We start from the raw sequence: 19,796 nt of genomic DNA, 5'->3' as shown, positions 1-19,796 counted from the left end.
GTAGGTCGCTCCCACGTCGTCAAACCTTGACTACCCTGACTTCGACGATGCCGAAGGCGGGAGTCCCCGAAAGCGGGTCGACGTCGGCATCTGCTACCAAAGAGTTGCGATTGACGCCGTAGGCGACTGGCGGCTCGGCACCGTGCGCGTCGAAAACCCGCGACCCCCAGCCGTGGCCGAGGATCACCACCCCTTGACGCGGTGCGGAACTCACTTCGGCAGTGCACTCCAACGTTGCGGTGCGGGAGGACACCCTCACGACATCGCCGCTTGAAATCCCGAGTGGCGCAGCATCATCGGTGTTGAGGTAGACGGTGTTCGCCGACTGCCGCTTCAGTGCGGTCGGGGTGTCGTTCAGCCACGAGTTCATCGCCGACTTCCAGCGTTGATTGGATAGCAGCAGCGGCCAGTCCGGTGACGGTGACGCCGGTGCGGCGTCCAGGACCGCGCGTACCCGCTGGAGGAACGGTTCTGGAGCCAGATGCACGGCTCCGTCGGACGTGGCGACGGCCTCGGTGAGCCGACCGTATTCCTTGTCGCCGTACACCACTCCGTGTGGGCTGCCCTCGACATCGGACCACGAGAGCTTGCCGCCGTCGTCGACGAGCTTCTTCCACATCACCCGTGGTGTCATGGAGGCCGTCGCCGGGCCGAACATCGGCAGCTCGAGGACCAACGCCAGGTCGCGGAAGAACATCCACTCCTCGCGAGCATCGTCAGGGGGTTGCACGACTGCCTGGGCGAGCTGAGCGAACGGTTGGTCCTCGAACGAGGAGTAGATCGGCAGAAAGTCTTCCCGCTCGAGGAAGTGCGCGGCCGGTAGCAACCAGTCGGCGTGACCGTGGCTTTCCCGCTGAACTAAGTCGATAGCCACCAGCAGATCCAGTTGGGCAAGTGCACCCTCGAGGCGGTTGCCGTGTGGCCCGCTGATCACTGGATTGCCGCTGTTGCAGATCAACGCTTTGATCTGTCCATCGCCTGGTGTGAGGATCTCATCCGCGAGTTCGGCAAGCGAGCGGGCACCCGCGACGGCGGGTAGGGAGCGCACCCTGCTCGGCTTAGGCGGGCTGGTGCCGAAGGAGTCCTTGATCGATGTGTAGCCCGGCTCGAACCGCCGTCCGCCCACCGTGTCGAGGCGACCGGTGATGGCGTTGAGTACGTGACTGAGCCACTCGGCCAGCACACCTTCGCCGTTGTGTGCTACGCCAGTGTGGGCGACACACATCGCCGTGCGTGCTGAGGCGAAACCGCGCGCAGTGGATTCGATGACGTCGGCGGGAACTCGGCAACGCATGGCGAGGTCGGTGAGATCTACTTCGTGGACGAGGCGATCGAGTTCGCCGAGGCCAGTCATCGCGGGTTGGTCGGGGAAGCGCGCCAGTCTGTTGCGGACGATGACGGCAAGCATGGCTAGCAGCAATGCCCAATCTTGGCCCGGCCACACCGAAATATGTCGACTGGCCTGTTCGGCGCTTGGTGTGCGATTGGGATCCACGATCACGACCGTTGCTCCGTCGGCCTGCCGCGTCAGCACTCGTCGCCATCCGTTCGGCACGTTGTGAATCCAGCCGAACGTGGAAACGGCTGGGTTCATGCCAACCAGAAGGAAGTAGTCGCACTCGTCGACGTCTGGAACGAGAGGTATGAGCCACCGGCCGTACATCTCGTAGCACACCCGTTCGAGGTTGTTCTGATCGACCGACGACACGGAGAACATGTTGTTGGTACCCAGCGCACGGACGAAGCTGGCGAACCATGCAACATTGGCGCCGTTGAAACCGACGGGATTTCCCAGGTACGCGGCGATCGAGTCGGGGCCGAACCGATCGCGAATCGCCTTCAGCCGCCTAGCGATATCCTCGGTTGCCTCCGCCCAGCTGGCGCGGCGATAGCCGCCGTCGACCCGGCGCATGGGCCACTTCAGGCGGCGGGGGTGATACACCACCTCGCCCGCGGAACGGCCCTTGGAGCAGAAGTCCTGCCACGAATAGGGATTCGCCTTGTCCGGTCCGATGCGAGTGATTCGCCCGTCTCGCACCTGCACATCGATCCCGCAGCGGGATTCGCAGATCCGGCAGAAGGTCGACCTGACGATGGCCCTCTCGGATTCGGTGGCCACTTCAGCCACGCGCCGAACGAAGCTTCGCGATCACGGGCGGCAGCGCCGCCACGCCGATTCCAGATCCGCCGCCTGTGACGATCACTGCTTCGCCGCTCATCGGGCGGCGCATTGCTCTGCGTTCATTCGCGTCACACACTCCGTTCCTCCGTGGCCGATTGCTGAGATGCATCTGCGTCGACTTTAGGGGATCGCTGACCACCTGACTACCCAGAATCAGTGCAACAATATGACTCTATGAGTCTTGGTGGGGACGACGGCCCACCCTCAATTCATTCTGCGCGCTCAGCCTCGAGCGTCATCTCGATGCGAGGTCGAACCGCGGGTACACGGCCCTGTGAGCACCAACTCGAACTATCGATCGGGCTCTGCCGACGTGTGTGTCCACCTTCGGAGGTGTCGCTCGCGGAGCGCAGCCGGCACGGTACTCGACAAGCAGGTCGATTCCATCATTCTATTTGCCACATCGATCGCCGCAGCGTCTTACATCGACTGGCGGGATGACCGACAGCACACACTTGACAAGTGCGTCGATAATTTCTACGGTCAGCTGACACCGCCCGTGAACGATGGAGTGGCACGTGGTCGACTATCCAGACGGAATTTCGCGCAGCTTGCCGAAGGTCAACTCGGGCACCCGAGAACCGCACCGCGTGGCGATCATCCAGGACTGGGGAGTCGGTCTGCAGCCGCTCTACGATCAATACGACGCCACTCAACTCGCCTTCGACGAGGCGCATCAGAGCGGGTTACTCGACCGCCCGGTGGAGCTGAAGGTCGTCGAGGTCGAGGGTTTGCCCTACGCGCGGGCGACGACGATCTTGGACGCGGTCGAGCGCACGGTGCGGGAGTTCGCACCGATCGCCATCATCGGCCCCCACACGTCGGAGAATGTGCCTGTCATCAATCCCTACGTGGAAGAGGTCGGGATCCCGTTCATCGCGATGTGCGGCGGCCTGGAACTCGCAGGTCCGTGGACATTCCTGACTCCCAACGGGACCTTCTGTGACGAGGCGATTCTGATGGTGGACCACGCGGTCGACGTAGCCGGTGCGCGCAAGCTCGGTGTCATCCGCGAGGACAACCTTCTCGGCGACGAATACACGACGTATATGAAGAAGCGCGCTCACGAGCGGGACGCATCATTTGTGGCAGACGTGCGCGTCGGGTCGTTCATCGACGCCGACACCGCCGCGGCCGCAGTGACTATGATGCGTAACTCCGCTGTCGAGGCCTACATGTACGTGGGATTCGGTGCCAATGCGTTCTCGGTGCTCGGCGCTTCTCAGAAGCTTGCTGCCGAAGGCTACGCCGCTGCACGCATCACCATGTCGATCTTCATGGGCACCATTGACGGACTTTCTCAGTACACCGGGTTGATCGACAACTTCGAAGGTTGGGTCGGCGTCGATCAGTTCGACGAACGGAACATCACATTCACGTCCATGCTTGACCGTTTCGAGAAGCGGTTTGGGCGACGGCCGGTGCACTGCTACACCGCGCAGGGATACGACATGGGCAACGTGGTGGCCCATGGATTGGCAACGGCGAAGCCGCATTCGCGGTACGGCTTGCGCCAAAGCTTGGAGAAAATCCGGAGGTTGGACGCCGCCGTCGGCGGCCCCGGCAACCACATCTCCTTCGGTCACTACGACCATCGCGGTTATAAGGGCGACTACATCACCATGCGCACGGTCGTAAGTGGAAAAAATGTGCTCGCCGCGGATTGACAGACCCTTTTCTTGCTCACATTGGCGCCCTGCATGCGCCGCGGTGGCCGCGACACCTCGCAGCACTCCCGACGAAGCGAGGGGCTGGAAATGACTTCGAGTAGGCGGCTAGATCCGGACAGTTATGACAGGCGATTGGAATGGCTTGGCGCTTGGTCGGGTATAGCCTGGGTGATCATCTGCGGCGGAGGCTTCGGCGCTTCGGGTTTGCTACCTGTTTGGTCGCCCTCGACGAAACCCAGCGAACTGGCGGCGCACCTATCGGACATCAAATATCAGATCTTGATCGGTATGCTGCTGGTCCTCGTCGGTGGCCTGACGTTCTTACTCACATGGTCGCTGACGCTGGCCTATCAAATTCGCAAATACGCGAATTCATCACCGCTGGCCGCCGGCGTTCTCATCCTGGCGGGTTTTTCAGGCGCGTTGATCGGCATGCTGTTTGGCGTCGTCGGATCGGCGATGGCTTTTCGGGTCGGCACACTTGCGCCGGACACCACCCAGTTGCTCTTCGATCTCATGTGGTTCTTGTTCCTGATTCCCTGGCCGCCATTCATGTTGTGGCAGCTGGTCACCGGGTTCGCCATCCTCAGTGACACGAACAAGCAGACGATGTTCCCACGCTGGACCGGCTACTTCTCACTGTGGGCATCCGCACTCGAAGTGTTCTCAGCGCTATCGGTCTTCTACTACAGGGGCCCGTTCAGCTACAACGGCTTGGTGACGTTCTGGGTGCCCGGCGCATCGTTCTTCGTCTGGGTGCTGGTGCTGGCCATCATGCAGGTGCGGCGGCTCCCACGGGCACAGGAGGCCCTCGCCGGCGCATCGTCCGCCGACCCGCTGCGGAGCAATGAGGTCGAAGTCGAATCGGTTCGCATCACGTCGGCCGCGGGGATCTGACATGAGCGCAACAACTTCCGGCGTCAGCGTCAAGGGTCGTAGGGGACTGCGGCGTGTTCCGGGTGAACCCGGGATCTGGGTCTTCGTGATCCTGGACATGCTCATCTTTGCCGAGATGTTCGGAATCTATGGCTGGTATCGCGCTGATAACTATCAAACCTTCCACGCCGCTCAGGCCAAAGTGATACCGGCGTTCGGCCTCGCCTACACCGTGATCCTGCTGACCAGTTCGTGGCTGGTGGTGTTGGCGATCAGTGCGGCGCGTAAGACCGCGCTCGAGTTGGCCGACAAACTGGCCAGGGGCGGTCTGGCATTGGGCGTGTCTTTTGCGGTTCTGAAGCTCATCGAGTACGGGACCAAGTTGTCGCAGGGAATCACTCCCCGCACCAACGACTTCTTCATGTTCTTCTTCGTCATGACGTTTGTTCACTTGCTGCACGCCTCGGTGGGCATCGGCGTGCTCGTCTACATGCGACGGAGGATACGTAGGTTGACCCCGGGCGCGGGTCCAAACTCCAAGAGCTTCGGGGTCATCGAGACCTGTGGAATTTACTGGCACATGGTGGATCTCCTGTGGATCGTCTTGTTCGCGCTGTTCTACCTGAGGGGCTGAATCATGAAGGAACTTGTGCGCCAACGAGCAACCGTGTCGTTCGCGTTGCTGCTTGTCGTCACACTAGTGGCCTTTTGGCTCACGGTCGGCCATGGCGGCACGGTGCTGAGCGAGGGACAAGCGCTGATCTGGACACAGGTCATCGTGCTCGCCTTCGTCAAGGTGCGGTGGGTGCTCCTCGATTTTATGGAGTTGAGGTCTGCGCCAATCGGTTTAAGGCTGCTATATGAATCGTGGGGGGTCGGGGTGGCGGCGGTGCTGATCAGCTTTGCGTGGCTCGTCACCTGAGCCGTGACCGCTGGCGTGTCATGAATCGGTGAGTCATGCCATATCACCAACAGTAAGGAGAGCGGTTGACGCTCGACGCCTCCGAGGATGCTTCCACCGATGACGGGGTTGACGTCGATGTCCCCAACGACGGCGTCTTGCGAATATCCCTGAACCGTCCGCGCCGGCTCAATGCGTTGGACGACTCTGCGATCGAAAGTATCCACGGCGCCCTCGATCTTCTCGCGTCTGACTGCGCTCATCGAGTCGTACTCATTCGGTCGCTTGGACCTGCATTTTGCTCGGGCTTCGACATGAACGATTACGATGGCGATCCCGAAAGCCGTGGCGGGGCAGCAGCTCTGGTCGATCAGATGAACAGGCTCGCCGACATACCGTTGAGGTTGCGTGCATGCCGCGCCGTTGTAGTCGCAGCGGTTCGCGGACCCGCCATCGGCGGAGGATTTGCATTGGCGTTGGGCGCAGACATCGTATTTGCCGGAGAATCCGCAGTATTCAGCCTCCCGCAGACCCGCCTAGGCGTGCTCGCGGCTGAGATGGGCATTAGCTTTCTCTTGCCTCGAGTCGTCGGTATGAACCGCGCCGCCGATCTGATGTTGCGTGGACACAACCTGGACGCCGCGGGCGCACTGGCCGCGGGCCTGGCAGCTGAGGTGTGGCCCGACGAGGACGTCGACGACGCGACGTTGCGGGCTGCCATCGAGTTGTGTAACCACAGTGCCGAGGCGTTGGCAGCGACCAAGGAACTCTTACTCACCGGCCTGGAGAGTGGCAATCTGACGTCTACAGTGCGACGCGAAACAGATGCTCAGGTTCTTTCGAACTACCGGCCCGAGTTGCGGGCTTCGATAGCACGGCGAAAAGCTCGCCAGTCCACGCAACAATGAGTTGTCGCTACTGGCATGTCGACGTCTTGCTCGCCGCCCAGAGTACTGACATGGAGGCTTCCGCGATCTCGGCGTCGAAGGTCGAAACAAGGCAGAGGATTAACCGCGCAGCACCGGATCTCGCTGACCGTCCCATCATGAGATCGCCAGTGAATCGAATCGGCAAGTGCTGCAGTGTTGTCAGCGGCATGCCACCATCCGAGATAACCGGTCATTGCGGCGTACGCAAATTCAACCTTGGCGCTGTAAAGGTTTGTGGAAACAATACATATGCGCTCCGTGATCGCCGATCACAGCGTGTCAGGCGCAACGGTGCAAGCTGATGTGCGATCTGAAAACCTGCCCGCCACGGGTGGGGACGGAATCTCAACTGTTTAGGAGTCGTCTGTGACTGGGAAAGCCGTTAAGGTAGGCGTCTATGGGGGTAGTTTTGCGCCTGTTCGCGATTCGGTGAATCAGGCGATCGCGTGTGAACAACTCGGCTTGGATGTCGTCGCGTTCACCGACCAGATCTCGGGAAATGTTCCCAGCGACGCGTTCTATGAACTCGAGATCGCCAAGATGTGGAAGCACCAGCACGGTTTCTTCGACGCGCTGATGCTGGCTGGCGTTGTTGCAGCCCAGACAGAGAAGATCAGACTGACGATCGCGGCCATCGATACCCTCCGCAATTCCCCGACTCGACTGGCGCAACAGATTCTCACACTCGACCATCTCTCCGCCGGCCGGGCGACAGTCGCGCTTGGCGTTTCCGAGGCCAAGAATGCCCTTCAGTATGGGCACTCACGTGTCGGTGCTACGGCAAAGTTCCATGACGCGTCGCGCATTATCCGCGCAATTCTTGATAGGCCTGGCGAACCCATTCACTACAACGGCGAAAACTACTCGATGAAGGGCGGAATAATCGACCTTCCTCAATACGGTGAGAATACAGCGCGTATCTACGCCGCCTGCGGTTCGTCGTCCGACAATATCGACATCATCGGTGAATGCTATGACGGAATGATGACGGTAATCCCCTCCTTCTGTCAGGGCGGCCCGGAACAGGTTGCCGATGACATTGCGAAGGTTCGCGAAGCCGCCGAGCGTCACGGACGCGATCCGGAGATGCTGGGTTTCACTGCGGTTGCCATGGTGCTGATGCACGACGATCCCGAGATCATCGACCGGGTATCTGCGACCGACTACATGCGATGGAACGCATACATCTACGGCTGCGCTCGCGGAAGCGACTGGGATCAGCATGGTTTCACACATCCAGCTGGCCCCGACTATGGCTACGCGCGCCACCTGGTTCCTGAACGGATGACGAAAGCCGAGTGGTACACCGAGGCGCGCAAGGTATCGCCGCAAGCGGTCAAGGATGTCGCGCATGTGAGTGGGACCGCGGAGGAAGCCGCCGACCGGCTCAAGGCCTACGTTGAAGCGGGTATCGACGAGCTGATCCTGCTCGATCACGCTCCGGCGGGCGATCTCAGCCTGGCAATGGATTCAGCGGCAAATATGGGTCGGTTGGTTGCTGCGTTGCGCGGCAGGCGATCAGATGGGCCGCCAGCAGGCATCGGCTACGTCGGCTTGGCCAATGCGGTTGTGCCAAGCTGACGTCGAATCCCAAAGTGGCTGAATCCCTGAGTTTCCAGGTACGACGATTCTGTCGGGCACCGGCTGCAGCGGTGCCGGGCACGATGTGGGGCGATGGATCACGGCCCATACATCACTTGGGATACTGGCGGACGACATTATCGCAGAATCGGCGGAGCTCGAAAAGTACGGTCTTCCATGCGTTGCCGGCGCGATTGTCGACGCTGTGCTGTTCGGCTTCGCCTACCACGGCGACTCGGGACAGGCTGCTCGTCGAACTCGTCGATCGATCAGTATTTCCCGACCGGGAAGGCTTCCTTAACGGCAATATCGCGTTTGGCCAGCCAGCCGATTAATGTATGTGCGTACATTTGCGCCCCATTATGTTGCCACCGCCGCCGCCGGAACATGTCTTGTCACCGGGGCATCGTCGGGTATCGGCGCGGAAATCGCCCGCACGCTCGCGCGGCGCGGCTTCGGCGTCACCTTGATCGCTCATCGCGAGGCGAGATTGCGTGAGTTGGCCGATGAACTTGCCCCCACAGGTATTCGCGTCGAGGTGATTGCCGCCGACCTGACCGATCCTGCTGAACGACGCAGGCTCGCCGAGGCCGTTGCGGGGCGTGGGCCCGCCGTAGATGTGTTGACTTGAACCGTCTCGAGTCGCATCGGTCCTGTCAGTTCTGTTCCCGCGCAAGGTGGTTCGCAGTGAAAGACAAACTCCTGGCCTGCGTGCACTGCGGTCATCAGATCTAACGGCACGGCGCGTAAGACGTCGGCGGATTCAGGCGCCCAGTGTGCAGATGCCTTTAAAAACGTTGCCGGCGATACTGAGTCCGCAGCGATGAAGTGGTCCGGATGAGCGCTGCCAATCGCCTTTGCGAACTCTGCAATCTTTGCAAATCCCCGACGATGGCGGCCTTGTCCCGTGAGCTCACAGCCTGGCTTGCCTGCTAGCGGTCGATGGAGATAAGCCGGTCTGTATCCACGGTGATCGTATGCGGTATGGGGTATTACGCCTCGGTCTACGGTTTTCGGTGACCTGGGCCGGTCGCTACCTCGCTACACACGAATGTCGCGTCCGACTGGTCGCCCGACACCTTTGACGGCTCATTGCGACGTGCTGTCCCGGCGATCTGCTTCTCGGGTAAGTGCGCTTGCCGTGTGGCCGATGGCCATACTCATCGCGAGGCGGATGAGATTGCCCGTGCCCGGGATTCGCGGCGCGAAGCTTGCGCCCCAAGTGATCGATGAGCCCTCGTTGCAAGGCTCGATCCGAACTTCGCCGACATAATCAAGCCCGGGCAGGCCCGACAACATGGTGTACGTCTGAATGTGCGGATCGAGCCACTAACCTAGCGGGTATCGATGCCGGCATGGATCAGGTGGATCGGCACCGACGAGTTGAATGCCCTGCAGGCGACTACGGGGTATCAGCCGTCGCGATACAGTCGATGACGCTGCAGTCCTACGACACGAGGGCGCTCAGCTTCAAGCGGTTTCGTACCAGCTTGATCCGGCACTCCCATTCGGGGCGTTGCCGCGTTCGCAGTTTCTGCCCGCGATGCTTGGGGGCGGCGCAGGCGTGTTGGCAACTTGGCTGGCGTCTGGGTTGGTCGTTCCTGTACGTCGAGCATCGATGTCTACTCGTTGATGGTCGCCCTAATTGCGGGAAACATCAACGGCGACAACAGAACTATTCGCGCACATCTACGCCATCCAAGTGCGCGTGCGGCTGCGACCTGATAGGGTTCGCGGCGACCGTCCCACATTGGGGCAATGACCTCGGGTGAGTGGGTGACGACGGTGACGACGGTGATGACGGCGAGCTTGACGGAACGTTAGGTCACTCAAGTACTCTCGATAGAGGCGGCGGCCACGCCGGTCAGGAGGCATCGCAAGCCGTACTCAGCGATGTGTTCTGCGTCCAAGCCTTTGACGGCTTGCCGCGTCAGTGCGCCTATAGCCGGAAATTCCCTCGCCGAGATCCCAACGGGCAGTTCGACATTGGTGTGGATCAGACCGGCGACGAAGCAGAGGCAGGTCGTGTAGATCTTTAACGCGCTGCGCTGATCGAACCCGGCTTCGAGGAGCACGGCAAAGATCTGGTCGGCAATGCGCATGGATTGGTGCCCGTAACCGAAGATCCCGTGGTCCAAGATGTGCGCGGCCGTGCCGGGATAGACCTGGAACACCCGCATCGACTCGAGCGCTTGGGACACCAGCCAATCGGTCCACGGCTCGTCCCCGCGGGGTTGTTGTCGAACTTCGCTGAGCGCAGCGTCGACGACCGCCTCGTTCAACCGCCTCTTGTCTGGGAAATGCTGGTAGAGCGCCATCGGTGAAACCTGAAGCAGGGTAGCGACTTTGCGTATCGTCAGCGCCTTCAGTCCGTCACTGCGAACGCATTCGAGTGATGCCTGGATGATCTCAGCGTGGCTGAGGTCAGCGACGCCGCTGCGGCGAGTCGGTCGGCCGCGCCGCCGCGGAGCCTCAGCCGCGGTCGCGGGCGAGTCGTCGGCTCTTGACGTCATCGGCTCAATCTACCTGGCGAATGCCGCGAACTGCAGACAGGGCGTACCCAACCGATCTATATTTGTGTACACAGTACGTAAATATTGTCGGAGAGAGGTCAACCATGCGCGTGGGAGCCTATGGAGCGATGTATCCGCCCTTCGATCGGTGTATCGAGAGCGCCGTGCAGGCGGAGGCCGCGGGGATGGACTGGGTGATCTATGGCGATCAGATGTGCTTCAGCCATCCGATTTGTCTGTGGACGCCCGACATCACCACGGCTGCCGAGTACATTCCGTCCTTCGACGCCTTCTACGAGCCGGGCACGCTGATCACTGCCGCCGCCGCCAAGACCTCGAAAATCAAGTTCTTCTATGGTCCCGTCGACGTCGTTCGACGCGCGCCAAACGTGTTGGCGCAGACGCTGTTGACACTCGATCACGCGACGCAGGGCCGAATCACGATGGTCCTCGCCAACGGCGAGAACAAGCAGATGAAGCCCTACGGTATCGCGCGAAAAGGGGCCAATGACAAGCTGTGGGACGCCTCGCACATCATGCGATCGTTCCTGGATACGAACGAAGAGGTCGATTACGACGGCCGGGTATGGAAGATGCGGCGCGCCAAGTTCGATCTGGGTCCCTACGGCGCTGAACCACCACCGTTCTGGGTTGCCGGCGGGAGTCCAGACAACCTGTACTTGGCCGGTGCCGTCGCGGACGGCTGGATCACCGCCGCGCCGGGTCACACCGAGGACGACCCACAATCGTTCATCGACAAGGTCAAGATCGTCCGCGATCATGCCGAGCGCGCGGGCCGTGACCCCGATTCACACGCGATCGCACTGCTGGTATTCCTCGTGGTCGACGACGATGAGGCGACCTGTGACAAGCTGCGCGACCATCCGTTCATCAGGTGGAATACCCTGGCGTACACGCCAACTACCGCGACCTTCAAGAAGTGGGGCCTCCAGCATCCGTGGGGTTACGATTGGATCTTCTCCCGTGACGCCATGTGTCCGTGGTACGACCGCGACTATGTCCTCGATTCGTGCAACAAGGTGCCCAAGGAGGCCGTCGACAAGGTCAATTTCGTCGGCACTCCCGAACAGGTGATGAAGCGCTTGTCCCCGTATCTAGATTCCGGCTTCGTCACCGATGTGATGATCTGCAACTTCAACGCGCTGTGCGGTATCGAGTACGCGGAATCCTCCGGGCGTGCCATCAATCGGTTGGTGGGCATGATCAAGGGCGTCGAAGTCGATGCGGATGCACCAGGTTTCGCATCGTTGGTGTGACATTAACTGCGTCGGATCGACGAACACCTTCATGACACGAGCCTCGTGAAGGGCCTCGAAACCGTCCTCGATCCGTCGGCTCAGGCCGATCGTCTGCACCACGGGATGTGTGGAGGCTGGCTTTCGTCGGCTCAGGGCCGACCTGTGCCTCCCGCCGGGCCGGTGCCGCGAATGGTGTCCAGCGTTTGCAGATCCTCACCGGTGCAACATTTGGTCGATGATCAGCTGAAGCCAGGACCGGTCGGACAGTCGCACTCTGCAGTAGACGGGTTGACAACACGCCGACGGCCGGGTGGCGAAATGACTACGACCCACCCGCTGCGCGAAGTACGTCGCCGTTCGTCCACCACCGCCAGGGATTCTTGTCTGTCAGGCGAATCGCGCGGCGCGCTTCGCCGCGAACGCGTCGACGCCTTCGATGCCGTCCGCGCTGGCGGCGTTCCGCGCTATCAACTGGCCCTCGGCCTCCATCTGTTCCTCGAGCCCGCTACCCCATGTGGCGAGCAGCAGCTTCTTCACCGACGACTGAGCGCCCGCTGAGCCGCCTGCGATCGTCGCGGCAAGTTCGGTCGCCCGCGCCTCGAGTCGATCGTCATCGACCACCTCATTGACCAGATTCCATTGCAGTGCCTCATCTGCGCTCAGCGTGCGGTTCGTCAGCATCAACTCCTGCGTGCGACGCAACCCGATGAGGCGCGGCAGAACGAAGGACGCGCTCCCATCCGGACTCAACCCCACCCTGGTATAGGCCATGGTGAACGAAGCCGACCGGGCGGCCACGACGAGATCGCCGCTGGCTGCCAGTGACATTCCCGCGCCGGCGGCTACACCGTTGACAGCGGTGATGACGATCGCGTCCATCCGTGCGAACGTCGACATCGCGCGGTGCAGCGCATCCGCGACCCTCTTGATGTGCGGTCCCGGATCGGGCGCTGTCGAGAAGTCCCCGAGATCGCCTCCCGCGCAGAAAAATCGGCCGGTACCTGTCAGCAGAACAGCCTTGACGCCGGCGAAGGCGCAGCGAGCCGCGACATCCGCCAGTTCCTCGGTCATGGTGAGGTTCATGGTGTTCGCCGCTGACGGGCGATTTAGCGCGATCTGCGCGATGGGTCCGGATACGTCGGCGGTGATCGTCGTGTACTCGTCCATGGTGTACTGCCCTCCCCGCTCAGTCGGCTAGCCCGCGCGCGATAACGAGCCGCTGAATTTGGTTGGTGCCCTCGAAGATCTGCGTGATCTTGGCCTCACGCATATAGCGCTCCACGCGGTAGTCGCGGGTATAGCCGGCGCCGCCGAATACCTGCACGGCGTCCGTCGTCACCTTCATCGCGGCATCTGTGGCGACGAGCTTGGCAACGCTAGCCTGTGCGCCGTACGGCCTGCCGCGGTCGCGTCGGCGTGCAGCATCGAGATATGTGGCGCGGGCGCTGACCACCGCGGCGCTCATGTCGGCGAGTAGGAAACCGAGCCCCTGGTGGTCGATGATCCTGCGGCCGAAGGCCGTTCGTTCGTTGGCGTATCGGGTGGCCTCGTCGAGTGCGGCCTGCGCCAGGCCGACGGCGACTGCGGCGATGCCGAGCCGCCCGCCATCCAGCGCGCTGAAAGCGATGTGCAGGCCCTGGCCCTCTGCGCCGATGCGCCGATCGCCGTCGATGCGGGCGTTGTCGTAGAACGCCGATGTGGTGGGCACGGCGTGCAGACCCATCTTCTCCTCGGGTCTGCCGAAGCTCAGTCCGTCCAGCTCGCTTGGCACCAGGAAACACGAGATGCCCTTTGAACCTTCACCCGTGCGTGCGAACAGCGTGTAGAAGTCCGCGACACCACCGTGTGTGATCCACGACTTAGACCCGTTCAGGATGTATCCGTCACCGTCCGCCTTCGCGGCGCACCGCAGTGCGGCCGGGTCGGAACCGGCCTGCGGCTCGCTCAAGCTGTAGGCGCCGATCTGGTTGCCCGACAGCATCTCCGGGAGCCAGCGCTGCTTCTGCTCGTCGGTGCCGAAGGTCAGCAGTGGGTGCGACGACAGGCTGTGCACGCTGACTGCGACCGCGACGGCGGCCCAGCGCGCGGCGAGTTCCTCGAGCACCTGAAGGTAGACCTCGAACGGCTGGCCGCCGCCACCCCATTCCTCGGGCTGCGGCAGACTCAGGAGGCCCGCCGCGCCCAATTGTGCGAAGACACCCTCGGGATACGTCTCGTTCTTCTCGTGCTCGTCGACGATCGGCTCCAACACCTTGTCGGCGACGTCACGGGCGAGCGCGATCAGTTCGGCGGCTTCGTCGGTGGGCAACAGCCGGTCGACGGGCATACGAGCTCCTCTCGTCCATCGTTCGGCGGGGCGATACGCAAAACCGTACTATAGTCTGTTTCGCAGTATCATTCGGTGGTGACCGGCAGGCCTCCTTCGAACGTCGACCGCCACGCCGAACTATTCGACGCCGTCGTGGAGATGTTCTTGACTCGCGGTTTCATTGACCTCACCCTCGACGACGTCGCAACGCACTGCGGCTGCTCGAAGTCGACGCTGTACAAGCTGGTCGACAGTCGCGAGCAGCTGATCCGATCCGTGGTCGTCCACTTCTTCCGTCGAGCCACCGAGGACGTCGAACGCGAGGTCGCCGCCGCGACGGGCGCTCGCGACCGGATCACCGCCTACCTGTCCGCCGTGGGCGCCGCGCTGGATGTCGCCTCAGACGCATTCATGGCGGACGTCAACTCCCACGCCGCGGCTCGGGAGGTATACGCCAGAAACATGCGCATCGCGACGCGACGCGTGTCGGAACTGGTCGGCGAAGGTGTCGCGGCCGGCGAGTTCCGACCGGTACATGCGGTGTTCGCCGCCGACATGGCCGCCACGATGATGGTCCGGATACAGCGGGGTGCGGTTCGCCGCGAGCTGGGTCTCGACGATGCGAGTGCTTACCGCGAACTTGCGGCCATCCTAACTGCTGGTTTGCAGGCTTGATGTTGCGGCCACCGAGGCATGGCGGGTACGGCGAAGTCCCCGCCATATCGGTTGCAGTTCAGTGATTTACAACCGGGCGTTGAAGCCGGCGTCGACAGGCAGCGTCACGCCGGTGATGTACTTCGCCTCGTCGGAGGCGAGGAAGGCCACGGTATGGCTGACGTCCCTGGGGTCGAGTGCGGGCACCGGCATCGGGTTGGTCATCCGGTCGGCGATCTCCGGATGGGTCGCCACCCACGCGACGAACGAGTCATTCATGATCATCGGAGTCATCACGCCGGTCGGATGGATCGTATTCACCCGAATGTTGTGCGGGGCAAGGAGGTTGGCATAGGTGCGCATAAGCCCGACAACGGCGTGCTTGGACGCCACGTAGCCATCCGGGCCACCGTTTCCGTCGGACATGCCCTTGAGTCCGGCAGCCGAGCTGGTGATGATGATCGAACCGCCGCGCCCGCCGTCGATCAAGGGCTGCCTGGCCACCTTGATGGTGTTGCGCACCCCCCCGAGCAGGACGGCGACCGCGAGTTCCCACGACGCGTCGTCGTTCTCGTGGTTCTCATCCATGTCGCCGAAGTGCATGATTCCCGCGTTGGCCACCACGATGTCGATGCGCCCACCGAGTTCGGCGACACCTTCGTTGAAGGCAGTGCGCAGAGCGGTGATGTCCCGCACGTCGGCAACTTTGGTGACGGCGCGTGTCCCGGCCTCGTCCACGAGCTTCGCGGTGTGCTCGAGATCGTCGATCGAGGCCAGTGGATACGGCACCGTGGGAAGGTCGGCGCAGATATCGACGGCGATGATGTCAGCGCCCTCTTCGGCCAGTCGCACCGCATGAGCTCGGCCCTGGCCCCGACCCGCGCCGGTGATGAATGCAACGCGGCCGTCCAACTTGCCCATGGTTTTGTCCCTCACTTCGTTGTAATGAGCTCTGCGTGAGCTGCGCCGCCGATCGCCGTAGTTCAGGCCGCCTTGGTCACGCTATGTGGGTTTCGACACACTTGTCAACTACTGGCAAGTGCTACGACTCTGAATCAAACGGTTCGGGCACCGAAGTTCGATCTGGCGTGATTAAGTGCCAATGCGGTATATTATTGAGCTACACCCCAAGGATGGAGACGAGAGATGGCCCTGATACAGGACACCGTCGGTCCACTGCCCTACAAGCTGGTCGACTTCGATCAGCACTCCTACGAGGCCAAGGACTGCTTCACCAGATTCATGCCCAAGGAGAAGCTCGACACCGCGGTGCATCTGATCGATACCCCGACCGGCGGCAAGGCGCTTCTCGCCAACGAGCGCATTGTTACGGCGTTCGAGACCGACCCGGACAAGGCCTACGTTCCGGGCTCGCTGGTCGAGATGCTCAAGCAGCGAGCGTCGGGTAACGCCGCCGACGCCGAACGGTTCTTCGAGCCGGTCCAGATCGAGTACCTCGACAGAGACGCGCGGATCAAACAGCTCGCTGAGCAACAGATCGAGCGGTCCATCATGTATCCGGGCGGCTGGGCGCTGCTGGCGGAGCCCTTCCTCGACGGCATCGATCCGCTGTATGACAACTTCGAGTCGTTCAACAAGTGGATCGACGAGGACTGGGGATTCAACTACAAAGACACCATCTATGCGCCGGCGCTGAACTCGCTGCGCGACCTCGACCGCGCGGTCGCCGAGCTCGATCGGGTCCTCGATGCCGGAGCGCGTTTCATCTACCTGTGCACCGGACCGGCGTACGGCCGTAGTCCCGGTGACCCGTACTTCGACCCCTTCTGGGCTCGCATCAACGAAGCGAAAGCGGTGATTTGCTATCACATTTCGGAGAATCATTATCAGGAGCACGTCGCTTCGCAGTGGGGCTGGAAGATGGGGCCGCCGTTCCAGTTCTCCGCCTGGCAGTGGCAGAACACCTACGGTGAGCGGCCGATCACCGACACCCTGTCAGCGCTGATCTTCGACAACCTCTTCGGGCGGTTCCCCGACATTCGGGTTCTGGTCAGCGAGCACGGTGCAGCGTGGATTCCTCACTTCATCAGCCACATGGACAAGAGTCGCGGCATGGCGCGGCTGGGCCCGTGGCTCGGAGGGCCACTCACCGAACGGCCCAGCGAGATCTTCAAGCGACACGTCAACGTCGTACCCTACCCCGAGGACGACACGGTCAAGCTCGTCGAGGCGCTCGGCGGAACCGAGGCCCTTGTCATGGGGTCCGACTGGCCGCACGCCGAGGGGCTGCGCGAGCCGGCCGAGATGTATCTAAAGGTCGAGGGTCTCGACGAGACGCGTCGCCGGGAATTCTTGCGCGACAACGGGCTGGCCTTGCTGAAATAGCCAGGAGCCTGACATGGACGTCCACCCGGTATCGGCTCCGGGGCGGCCCCGCGATCCGTCGACGGAAAACCGTGTTTACGCCGCGGCCAAGCAGGAACTGGCCGCGCGCGGGTTCGAGGGGTTCAGCATGCGCGGCGTCGCGCGCCGTTCGGGAGTCGCCCGCCCGAGCCTGCTGCTGCGGTGGCCGAATCGGGATGCGTTGATTCTCGACACGCTGGAGCGGCTCATCGAGTGGCCGCGGCCGCGACCGGAGGCCGGCGTGCGAGCCGAGCTCGACGCCATCGTCGCGCACCTGGGTAGGGTCATGGCACCGGAGATGCTGTCTATTCAGCTGCGCCTGATCGCGGACGCTCCGCGGCACCCGGAGCTCTACGCCGCATTCCAGGACAAGGTGATCGCCAAGGCGGGTAAGCGGCTCGTGGGTCTGTTGGAAAGCGCCGTACGGGAGCGGCTTTTACCGCCCGATGCGGACGTCCGATGGGCGGCAGATGCGCTGATCGGCGTCATGTACATGCGGACTATCCGGGCCCCGGGCCGGCAACCGCCGTCGCCGGCCGCCCAGCGGGAAATCATCGACGCGCTGTGGGAGGGATTGACGGCGGTACGCGGCTGAAGCCCGCCACTGAGGCGATGGACCGGAGGGGCGCGCTGCTCAGAGCCGCCCTGCCTACCCATCGATCAAGAGCCGGGTGTTTAAAGTAGAGCGATGCCGGTGAAGGTAAAGGGCGATGGCGAGCCCGTCGGACGCGCTGCGGACGTCATCGCACGCCAGCTGCGCCGGAGAATCATCCGCGGCGAGCTCACCGAGGGGGACGTGCTGCCTAGTGAAGCAGATTTGCTCAACCAGTTCGGCGTTTCAAGGCCCACGCTACGCGAGGCGATCAGGGTGCTCGAATCCGAGTCGCTCGTCGTCGTCAAACGAGGCTCGCGCGGCGGCATCGAGGTAAGCGTGCCGCGCGTGCAGAAGGCCGCTCACTACGCCGGACTGCTGCTGGAGTACCGCCAGGCGACGACCGCGGACGTGTTCACCGCAGCCGCGGCCATCGAGGGACCCTGTGTTGCGATGCTCGCGCGCAATCGGAGCGCCGACGACTTGAAACGCCTGCGCGAAGCGGTGACCGCCGAGCGCGACGTGAACGTGGACCCCGGGCACCTGCTCGAACTGCAGAACGAGTTCCACCGGTTGGTCATCGACATGGCGGGAAATCAGACGCTCGCGGTCCTCAGCGATGTGATCCGCCACATCATCGAGCTCGCGACGCAGAGCTACGTCGATGACAACGGCGGTTCGAGTCCTTCGTCGGCCGCCAGTGCGGCGGCGGCCACCCGCACTCACACGAAGGTCGTCGAACTCATCGCGGATAAGGACGCGGCCGGGGCGGAAGCGCTGTGGCGCAAGCATATTCTTGCGACCAGCGCCCGGTTGCGCAGCTCCGGGGTCGCGGGTTCAGTCGTCGACCTGCTCGAATGAGCCCCCATCAGACCGGCAGGTGCTCGAGAAAACTGATCATGCCGACGCCCTTGAGACTCCATATTCATGAATTCTCATCGCCATAACAGCCGCTTCCAGATGGTGAAGCTCGGGTTTCCCGAGGTTCACACTTGTTGCGGCATAACGGCGTCGGGTTCCGGCGGCGTGGCGCCCATTTCGATATGAAGTTTCATGAGGAACTCGCCGTAGGCGACCTGGTCCTCGAACACGTGGCTGCTCCCGAGGTCTCCGAATTTATCGATCTCTGTGAAGTGGTCGCGCACATCGTCGACTGTGAGATCGAGGTGACACAGACCGCGTGACTCGACGTAGTCGAACCTCGCTACTCGGCTGCCCATCGCCTCGTAAAACCGGCCGTTCGCCGTGCAGTCGGGGTGAACCAGCCACGCCGCCGCGGCACTGACCAGCTCCGGGCGATAATAGTTCTCCCAGAACTTCTCCAGGTTGGGGCTGTCCTTCAGCATATGGGCGGTCATCCGGGTATGCGCACCGACGGCGAGCACGTTGGCGCGGATGTTGGCCGAAGCGCCCTCGTGGGCGGCCACGCGGGCCAAACCCATCATTCCGGTCTTGGCCGCACCGTAATGCGCGAGTGTCGGCGACCCGTCCAGGCCGGCTCCGGAAGAGATGTAGAGAACCGACCCGCCGCCCTGCGCGACGAAGTGCGGCCACGCTGCGCGAGTCAGGAACAGCGACGCGTCTAGCGAGACGCTGCGGATATGGTCCCAGGTGCCGTCGTGAATTTGCGCCAGCGGGGTGAACGTGAACACCCCCGCGTTGTGCAGCACCGCGTCCACCCGACCGAATTCGGAGACCGCCGCCGCAACCAGCGCATCGCATCCGCGAGACGTCGACACATCGTCGAAATTCGCGATCGCGTTGCCGCCCCTGGTTTGGATCTCGGCGACGACGTCGTCCGCCGGGCCAGTATCGCTGCCGCTGCCGTGCATGCCGCTTCCCACGTCGTTCACCACGACAGTGGCTCCGCGTTCGGCCAATAGCAGCGCATGCGCTCTGCCCATACCTCGTCCGGCGCCCGTCACGATCACGACCTGGCCATCGAAACGCACTTCCGTCATGGCTCC

Annotated in this window: 18 protein-coding genes and 1 pseudogene; 12 read left to right on the top strand and 7 right to left on the bottom strand. The window is 62.5% G+C overall.

The annotated features are described in order from the left end of the window. Positions 1–19: 19 nt before the first annotated feature. Positions 20–2,128, bottom strand: coding sequence for a molybdopterin-dependent oxidoreductase (locus A5692_RS04620; RefSeq protein WP_231984190.1), 2,109 nt, complete (start codon positions 2,126–2,128; stop codon positions 20–22). A gap of 572 nt (positions 2,129–2,700) precedes the next feature. Between A5692_RS04620 and A5692_RS04615 the strand changes: the two genes are divergently transcribed. The 7 genes from A5692_RS04615 to A5692_RS27970 all read left to right on the top strand — a co-directional run bounded on the left by A5692_RS04615 (position 2,701) and on the right by A5692_RS27970 (position 8,770). Then, positions 2,701–3,849: an ABC transporter substrate-binding protein gene (locus A5692_RS04615; RefSeq protein WP_197509139.1), complete on the top strand. Its 1,149-nt coding sequence runs from the start codon at positions 2,701–2,703 to the stop codon at positions 3,847–3,849. A 135-nt stretch (positions 3,850–3,984) separates the two neighbouring features. Beyond that, positions 3,985–4,749, top strand: a complete 765-nt coding sequence (locus A5692_RS04610; RefSeq protein ID WP_156764325.1) for a hypothetical protein — start codon at positions 3,985–3,987, stop codon at positions 4,747–4,749. A 1-nt stretch (position 4,750) separates the two neighbouring features. Further along, positions 4,751–5,362, top strand: coding sequence for a cytochrome c oxidase subunit 3 (locus A5692_RS04605; RefSeq protein WP_067920459.1), 612 nt, complete (start codon positions 4,751–4,753; stop codon positions 5,360–5,362). A 3-nt stretch (positions 5,363–5,365) separates the two neighbouring features. After that, entirely contained in the window at positions 5,366–5,650 is a 285-nt protein-coding gene (locus A5692_RS04600) for a cytochrome C oxidase subunit IV family protein (protein ID WP_067920457.1), read from the top strand. Between the two features lie 65 nt (positions 5,651–5,715). Then, positions 5,716–6,537 carry an enoyl-CoA hydratase/isomerase family protein gene (locus A5692_RS04595; protein ID WP_068052682.1) on the top strand — a complete coding sequence of 274 codons (822 nt, stop codon included), beginning with the start codon at positions 5,716–5,718 and terminating at the stop codon, positions 6,535–6,537. Between the two features lie 387 nt (positions 6,538–6,924). Beyond that, positions 6,925–8,139 carry an LLM class flavin-dependent oxidoreductase gene (locus tag A5692_RS04590; RefSeq protein WP_082962358.1) on the top strand — a complete coding sequence of 405 codons (1,215 nt, stop codon included), beginning with the start codon at positions 6,925–6,927 and terminating at the stop codon, positions 8,137–8,139. Between the two features lie 334 nt (positions 8,140–8,473). Next, positions 8,474–8,770: an SDR family oxidoreductase gene (locus tag A5692_RS27970; RefSeq protein ID WP_082962357.1), complete on the top strand. Its 297-nt coding sequence runs from the start codon at positions 8,474–8,476 to the stop codon at positions 8,768–8,770. 35 nt (positions 8,771–8,805) lie between these two features. Here the strand turns inward: A5692_RS27970 and A5692_RS30330 are convergent. Together A5692_RS30330 and A5692_RS04585 are read right to left on the bottom strand one after the other, a co-directional pair. Continuing rightward, positions 8,806–8,964 (bottom strand): annotated as a pseudogene (locus tag A5692_RS30330) (dehydratase); the annotation flags it as partial. Between the two features lie 1,004 nt (positions 8,965–9,968). After that, positions 9,969–10,652, bottom strand: a complete 684-nt coding sequence (locus A5692_RS04585; protein ID WP_067920450.1) for a TetR/AcrR family transcriptional regulator — start codon at positions 10,650–10,652, stop codon at positions 9,969–9,971. Positions 10,653–10,756: 104 nt separating this feature from the next. Between A5692_RS04585 and A5692_RS04580 the strand changes: the two genes are divergently transcribed. Beyond that, complete coding sequence (locus A5692_RS04580; protein ID WP_197514352.1) at positions 10,757–11,929, top strand: LLM class flavin-dependent oxidoreductase; 1,173 nt, start codon at positions 10,757–10,759, stop codon at positions 11,927–11,929. 369 nt (positions 11,930–12,298) lie between these two features. Here A5692_RS04580 and A5692_RS04575 read toward each other — a convergent pair whose 3' ends face one another. Further along, positions 12,299–13,078: an enoyl-CoA hydratase/isomerase family protein gene (locus A5692_RS04575; protein WP_067920446.1), complete on the bottom strand. Its 780-nt coding sequence runs from the start codon at positions 13,076–13,078 to the stop codon at positions 12,299–12,301. Between the two features lie 19 nt (positions 13,079–13,097). Further along, positions 13,098–14,237, bottom strand: a complete 1,140-nt coding sequence (locus A5692_RS04570; protein ID WP_067920444.1) for an acyl-CoA dehydrogenase family protein — start codon at positions 14,235–14,237, stop codon at positions 13,098–13,100. Positions 14,238–14,315: 78 nt separating this feature from the next. On the opposite strand from A5692_RS04570, the gene A5692_RS04565 reads away from it, so the two are divergent. Then, positions 14,316–14,894 (top strand): TetR/AcrR family transcriptional regulator, encoded by a 579-nt coding sequence (locus A5692_RS04565; protein WP_255396486.1) that lies wholly within the window; start codon positions 14,316–14,318, stop codon positions 14,892–14,894. A 66-nt stretch (positions 14,895–14,960) separates the two neighbouring features. Here A5692_RS04565 and A5692_RS04560 read toward each other — a convergent pair whose 3' ends face one another. Continuing rightward, a complete protein-coding gene (locus A5692_RS04560) occupies positions 14,961–15,794 on the bottom strand; it encodes a mycofactocin-coupled SDR family oxidoreductase (RefSeq protein WP_067920503.1) in 834 nt (277 codons plus the stop codon). A 225-nt stretch (positions 15,795–16,019) separates the two neighbouring features. Between A5692_RS04560 and A5692_RS04555 the strand changes: the two genes are divergently transcribed. From A5692_RS04555 to A5692_RS04545, 3 genes are all read left to right on the top strand, one after another. Further along, on the top strand, positions 16,020–17,219 hold the full coding sequence (locus tag A5692_RS04555) for an amidohydrolase family protein (RefSeq protein WP_067920442.1): 1,200 nt from the start codon (positions 16,020–16,022) through the stop codon (positions 17,217–17,219). Between the two features lie 13 nt (positions 17,220–17,232). After that, complete coding sequence (locus A5692_RS04550; protein WP_067920440.1) at positions 17,233–17,832, top strand: TetR/AcrR family transcriptional regulator; 600 nt, start codon at positions 17,233–17,235, stop codon at positions 17,830–17,832. Between the two features lie 93 nt (positions 17,833–17,925). Next, positions 17,926–18,690, top strand: coding sequence for a FadR/GntR family transcriptional regulator (locus tag A5692_RS04545; RefSeq protein WP_067920439.1), 765 nt, complete (start codon positions 17,926–17,928; stop codon positions 18,688–18,690). 125 nt (positions 18,691–18,815) lie between these two features. On the opposite strand, the gene A5692_RS04540 is transcribed toward A5692_RS04545, so the two are convergent. After that, positions 18,816–19,790: an SDR family NAD(P)-dependent oxidoreductase gene (locus A5692_RS04540; protein ID WP_068052679.1), complete on the bottom strand. Its 975-nt coding sequence runs from the start codon at positions 19,788–19,790 to the stop codon at positions 18,816–18,818. Positions 19,791–19,796: the final 6 nt, after the last annotated feature.

Origin of the sequence: Mycobacterium sp. E342 (assembly GCF_001667665.1) — a bacterium.
Taxonomy (GTDB): Bacteria; Actinomycetota; Actinomycetes; order Mycobacteriales; family Mycobacteriaceae; genus Mycobacterium.
This window is presented reverse-complemented; position numbering and strand designations above follow the sequence as displayed.

Coding starts and splice junctions, on each gene's coding strand:
- A5692_RS04580 (WP_197514352.1), top strand. CDS start 10,757: ATGCGCGTGGGAGCCTATGGAGCGATGTATCCGCCCTTCGATCGGTGT.
- A5692_RS27970 (WP_082962357.1), top strand. CDS start 8,474: ATGTATGTGCGTACATTTGCGCCCCATTATGTTGCCACCGCCGCCGCC.
- A5692_RS04540 (WP_068052679.1), bottom strand. CDS start 19,790: ATGACGGAAGTGCGTTTCGATGGCCAGGTCGTGATCGTGACGGGCGCC.
- A5692_RS04550 (WP_067920440.1), top strand. CDS start 17,233: ATGGACGTCCACCCGGTATCGGCTCCGGGGCGGCCCCGCGATCCGTCG.
- A5692_RS04575 (WP_067920446.1), bottom strand. CDS start 13,078: ATGGACGAGTACACGACGATCACCGCCGACGTATCCGGACCCATCGCG.
- A5692_RS04605 (WP_067920459.1), top strand. CDS start 4,751: ATGAGCGCAACAACTTCCGGCGTCAGCGTCAAGGGTCGTAGGGGACTG.
- A5692_RS04600 (WP_067920457.1), top strand. CDS start 5,366: ATGAAGGAACTTGTGCGCCAACGAGCAACCGTGTCGTTCGCGTTGCTG.
- A5692_RS04555 (WP_067920442.1), top strand. CDS start 16,020: ATGGCCCTGATACAGGACACCGTCGGTCCACTGCCCTACAAGCTGGTC.
- A5692_RS04570 (WP_067920444.1), bottom strand. CDS start 14,237: ATGCCCGTCGACCGGCTGTTGCCCACCGACGAAGCCGCCGAACTGATC.
- A5692_RS04545 (WP_067920439.1), top strand. CDS start 17,926: ATGCCGGTGAAGGTAAAGGGCGATGGCGAGCCCGTCGGACGCGCTGCG.
- A5692_RS04560 (WP_067920503.1), bottom strand. CDS start 15,794: ATGGGCAAGTTGGACGGCCGCGTTGCATTCATCACCGGCGCGGGTCGG.
- A5692_RS04585 (WP_067920450.1), bottom strand. CDS start 10,652: ATGACGTCAAGAGCCGACGACTCGCCCGCGACCGCGGCTGAGGCTCCG.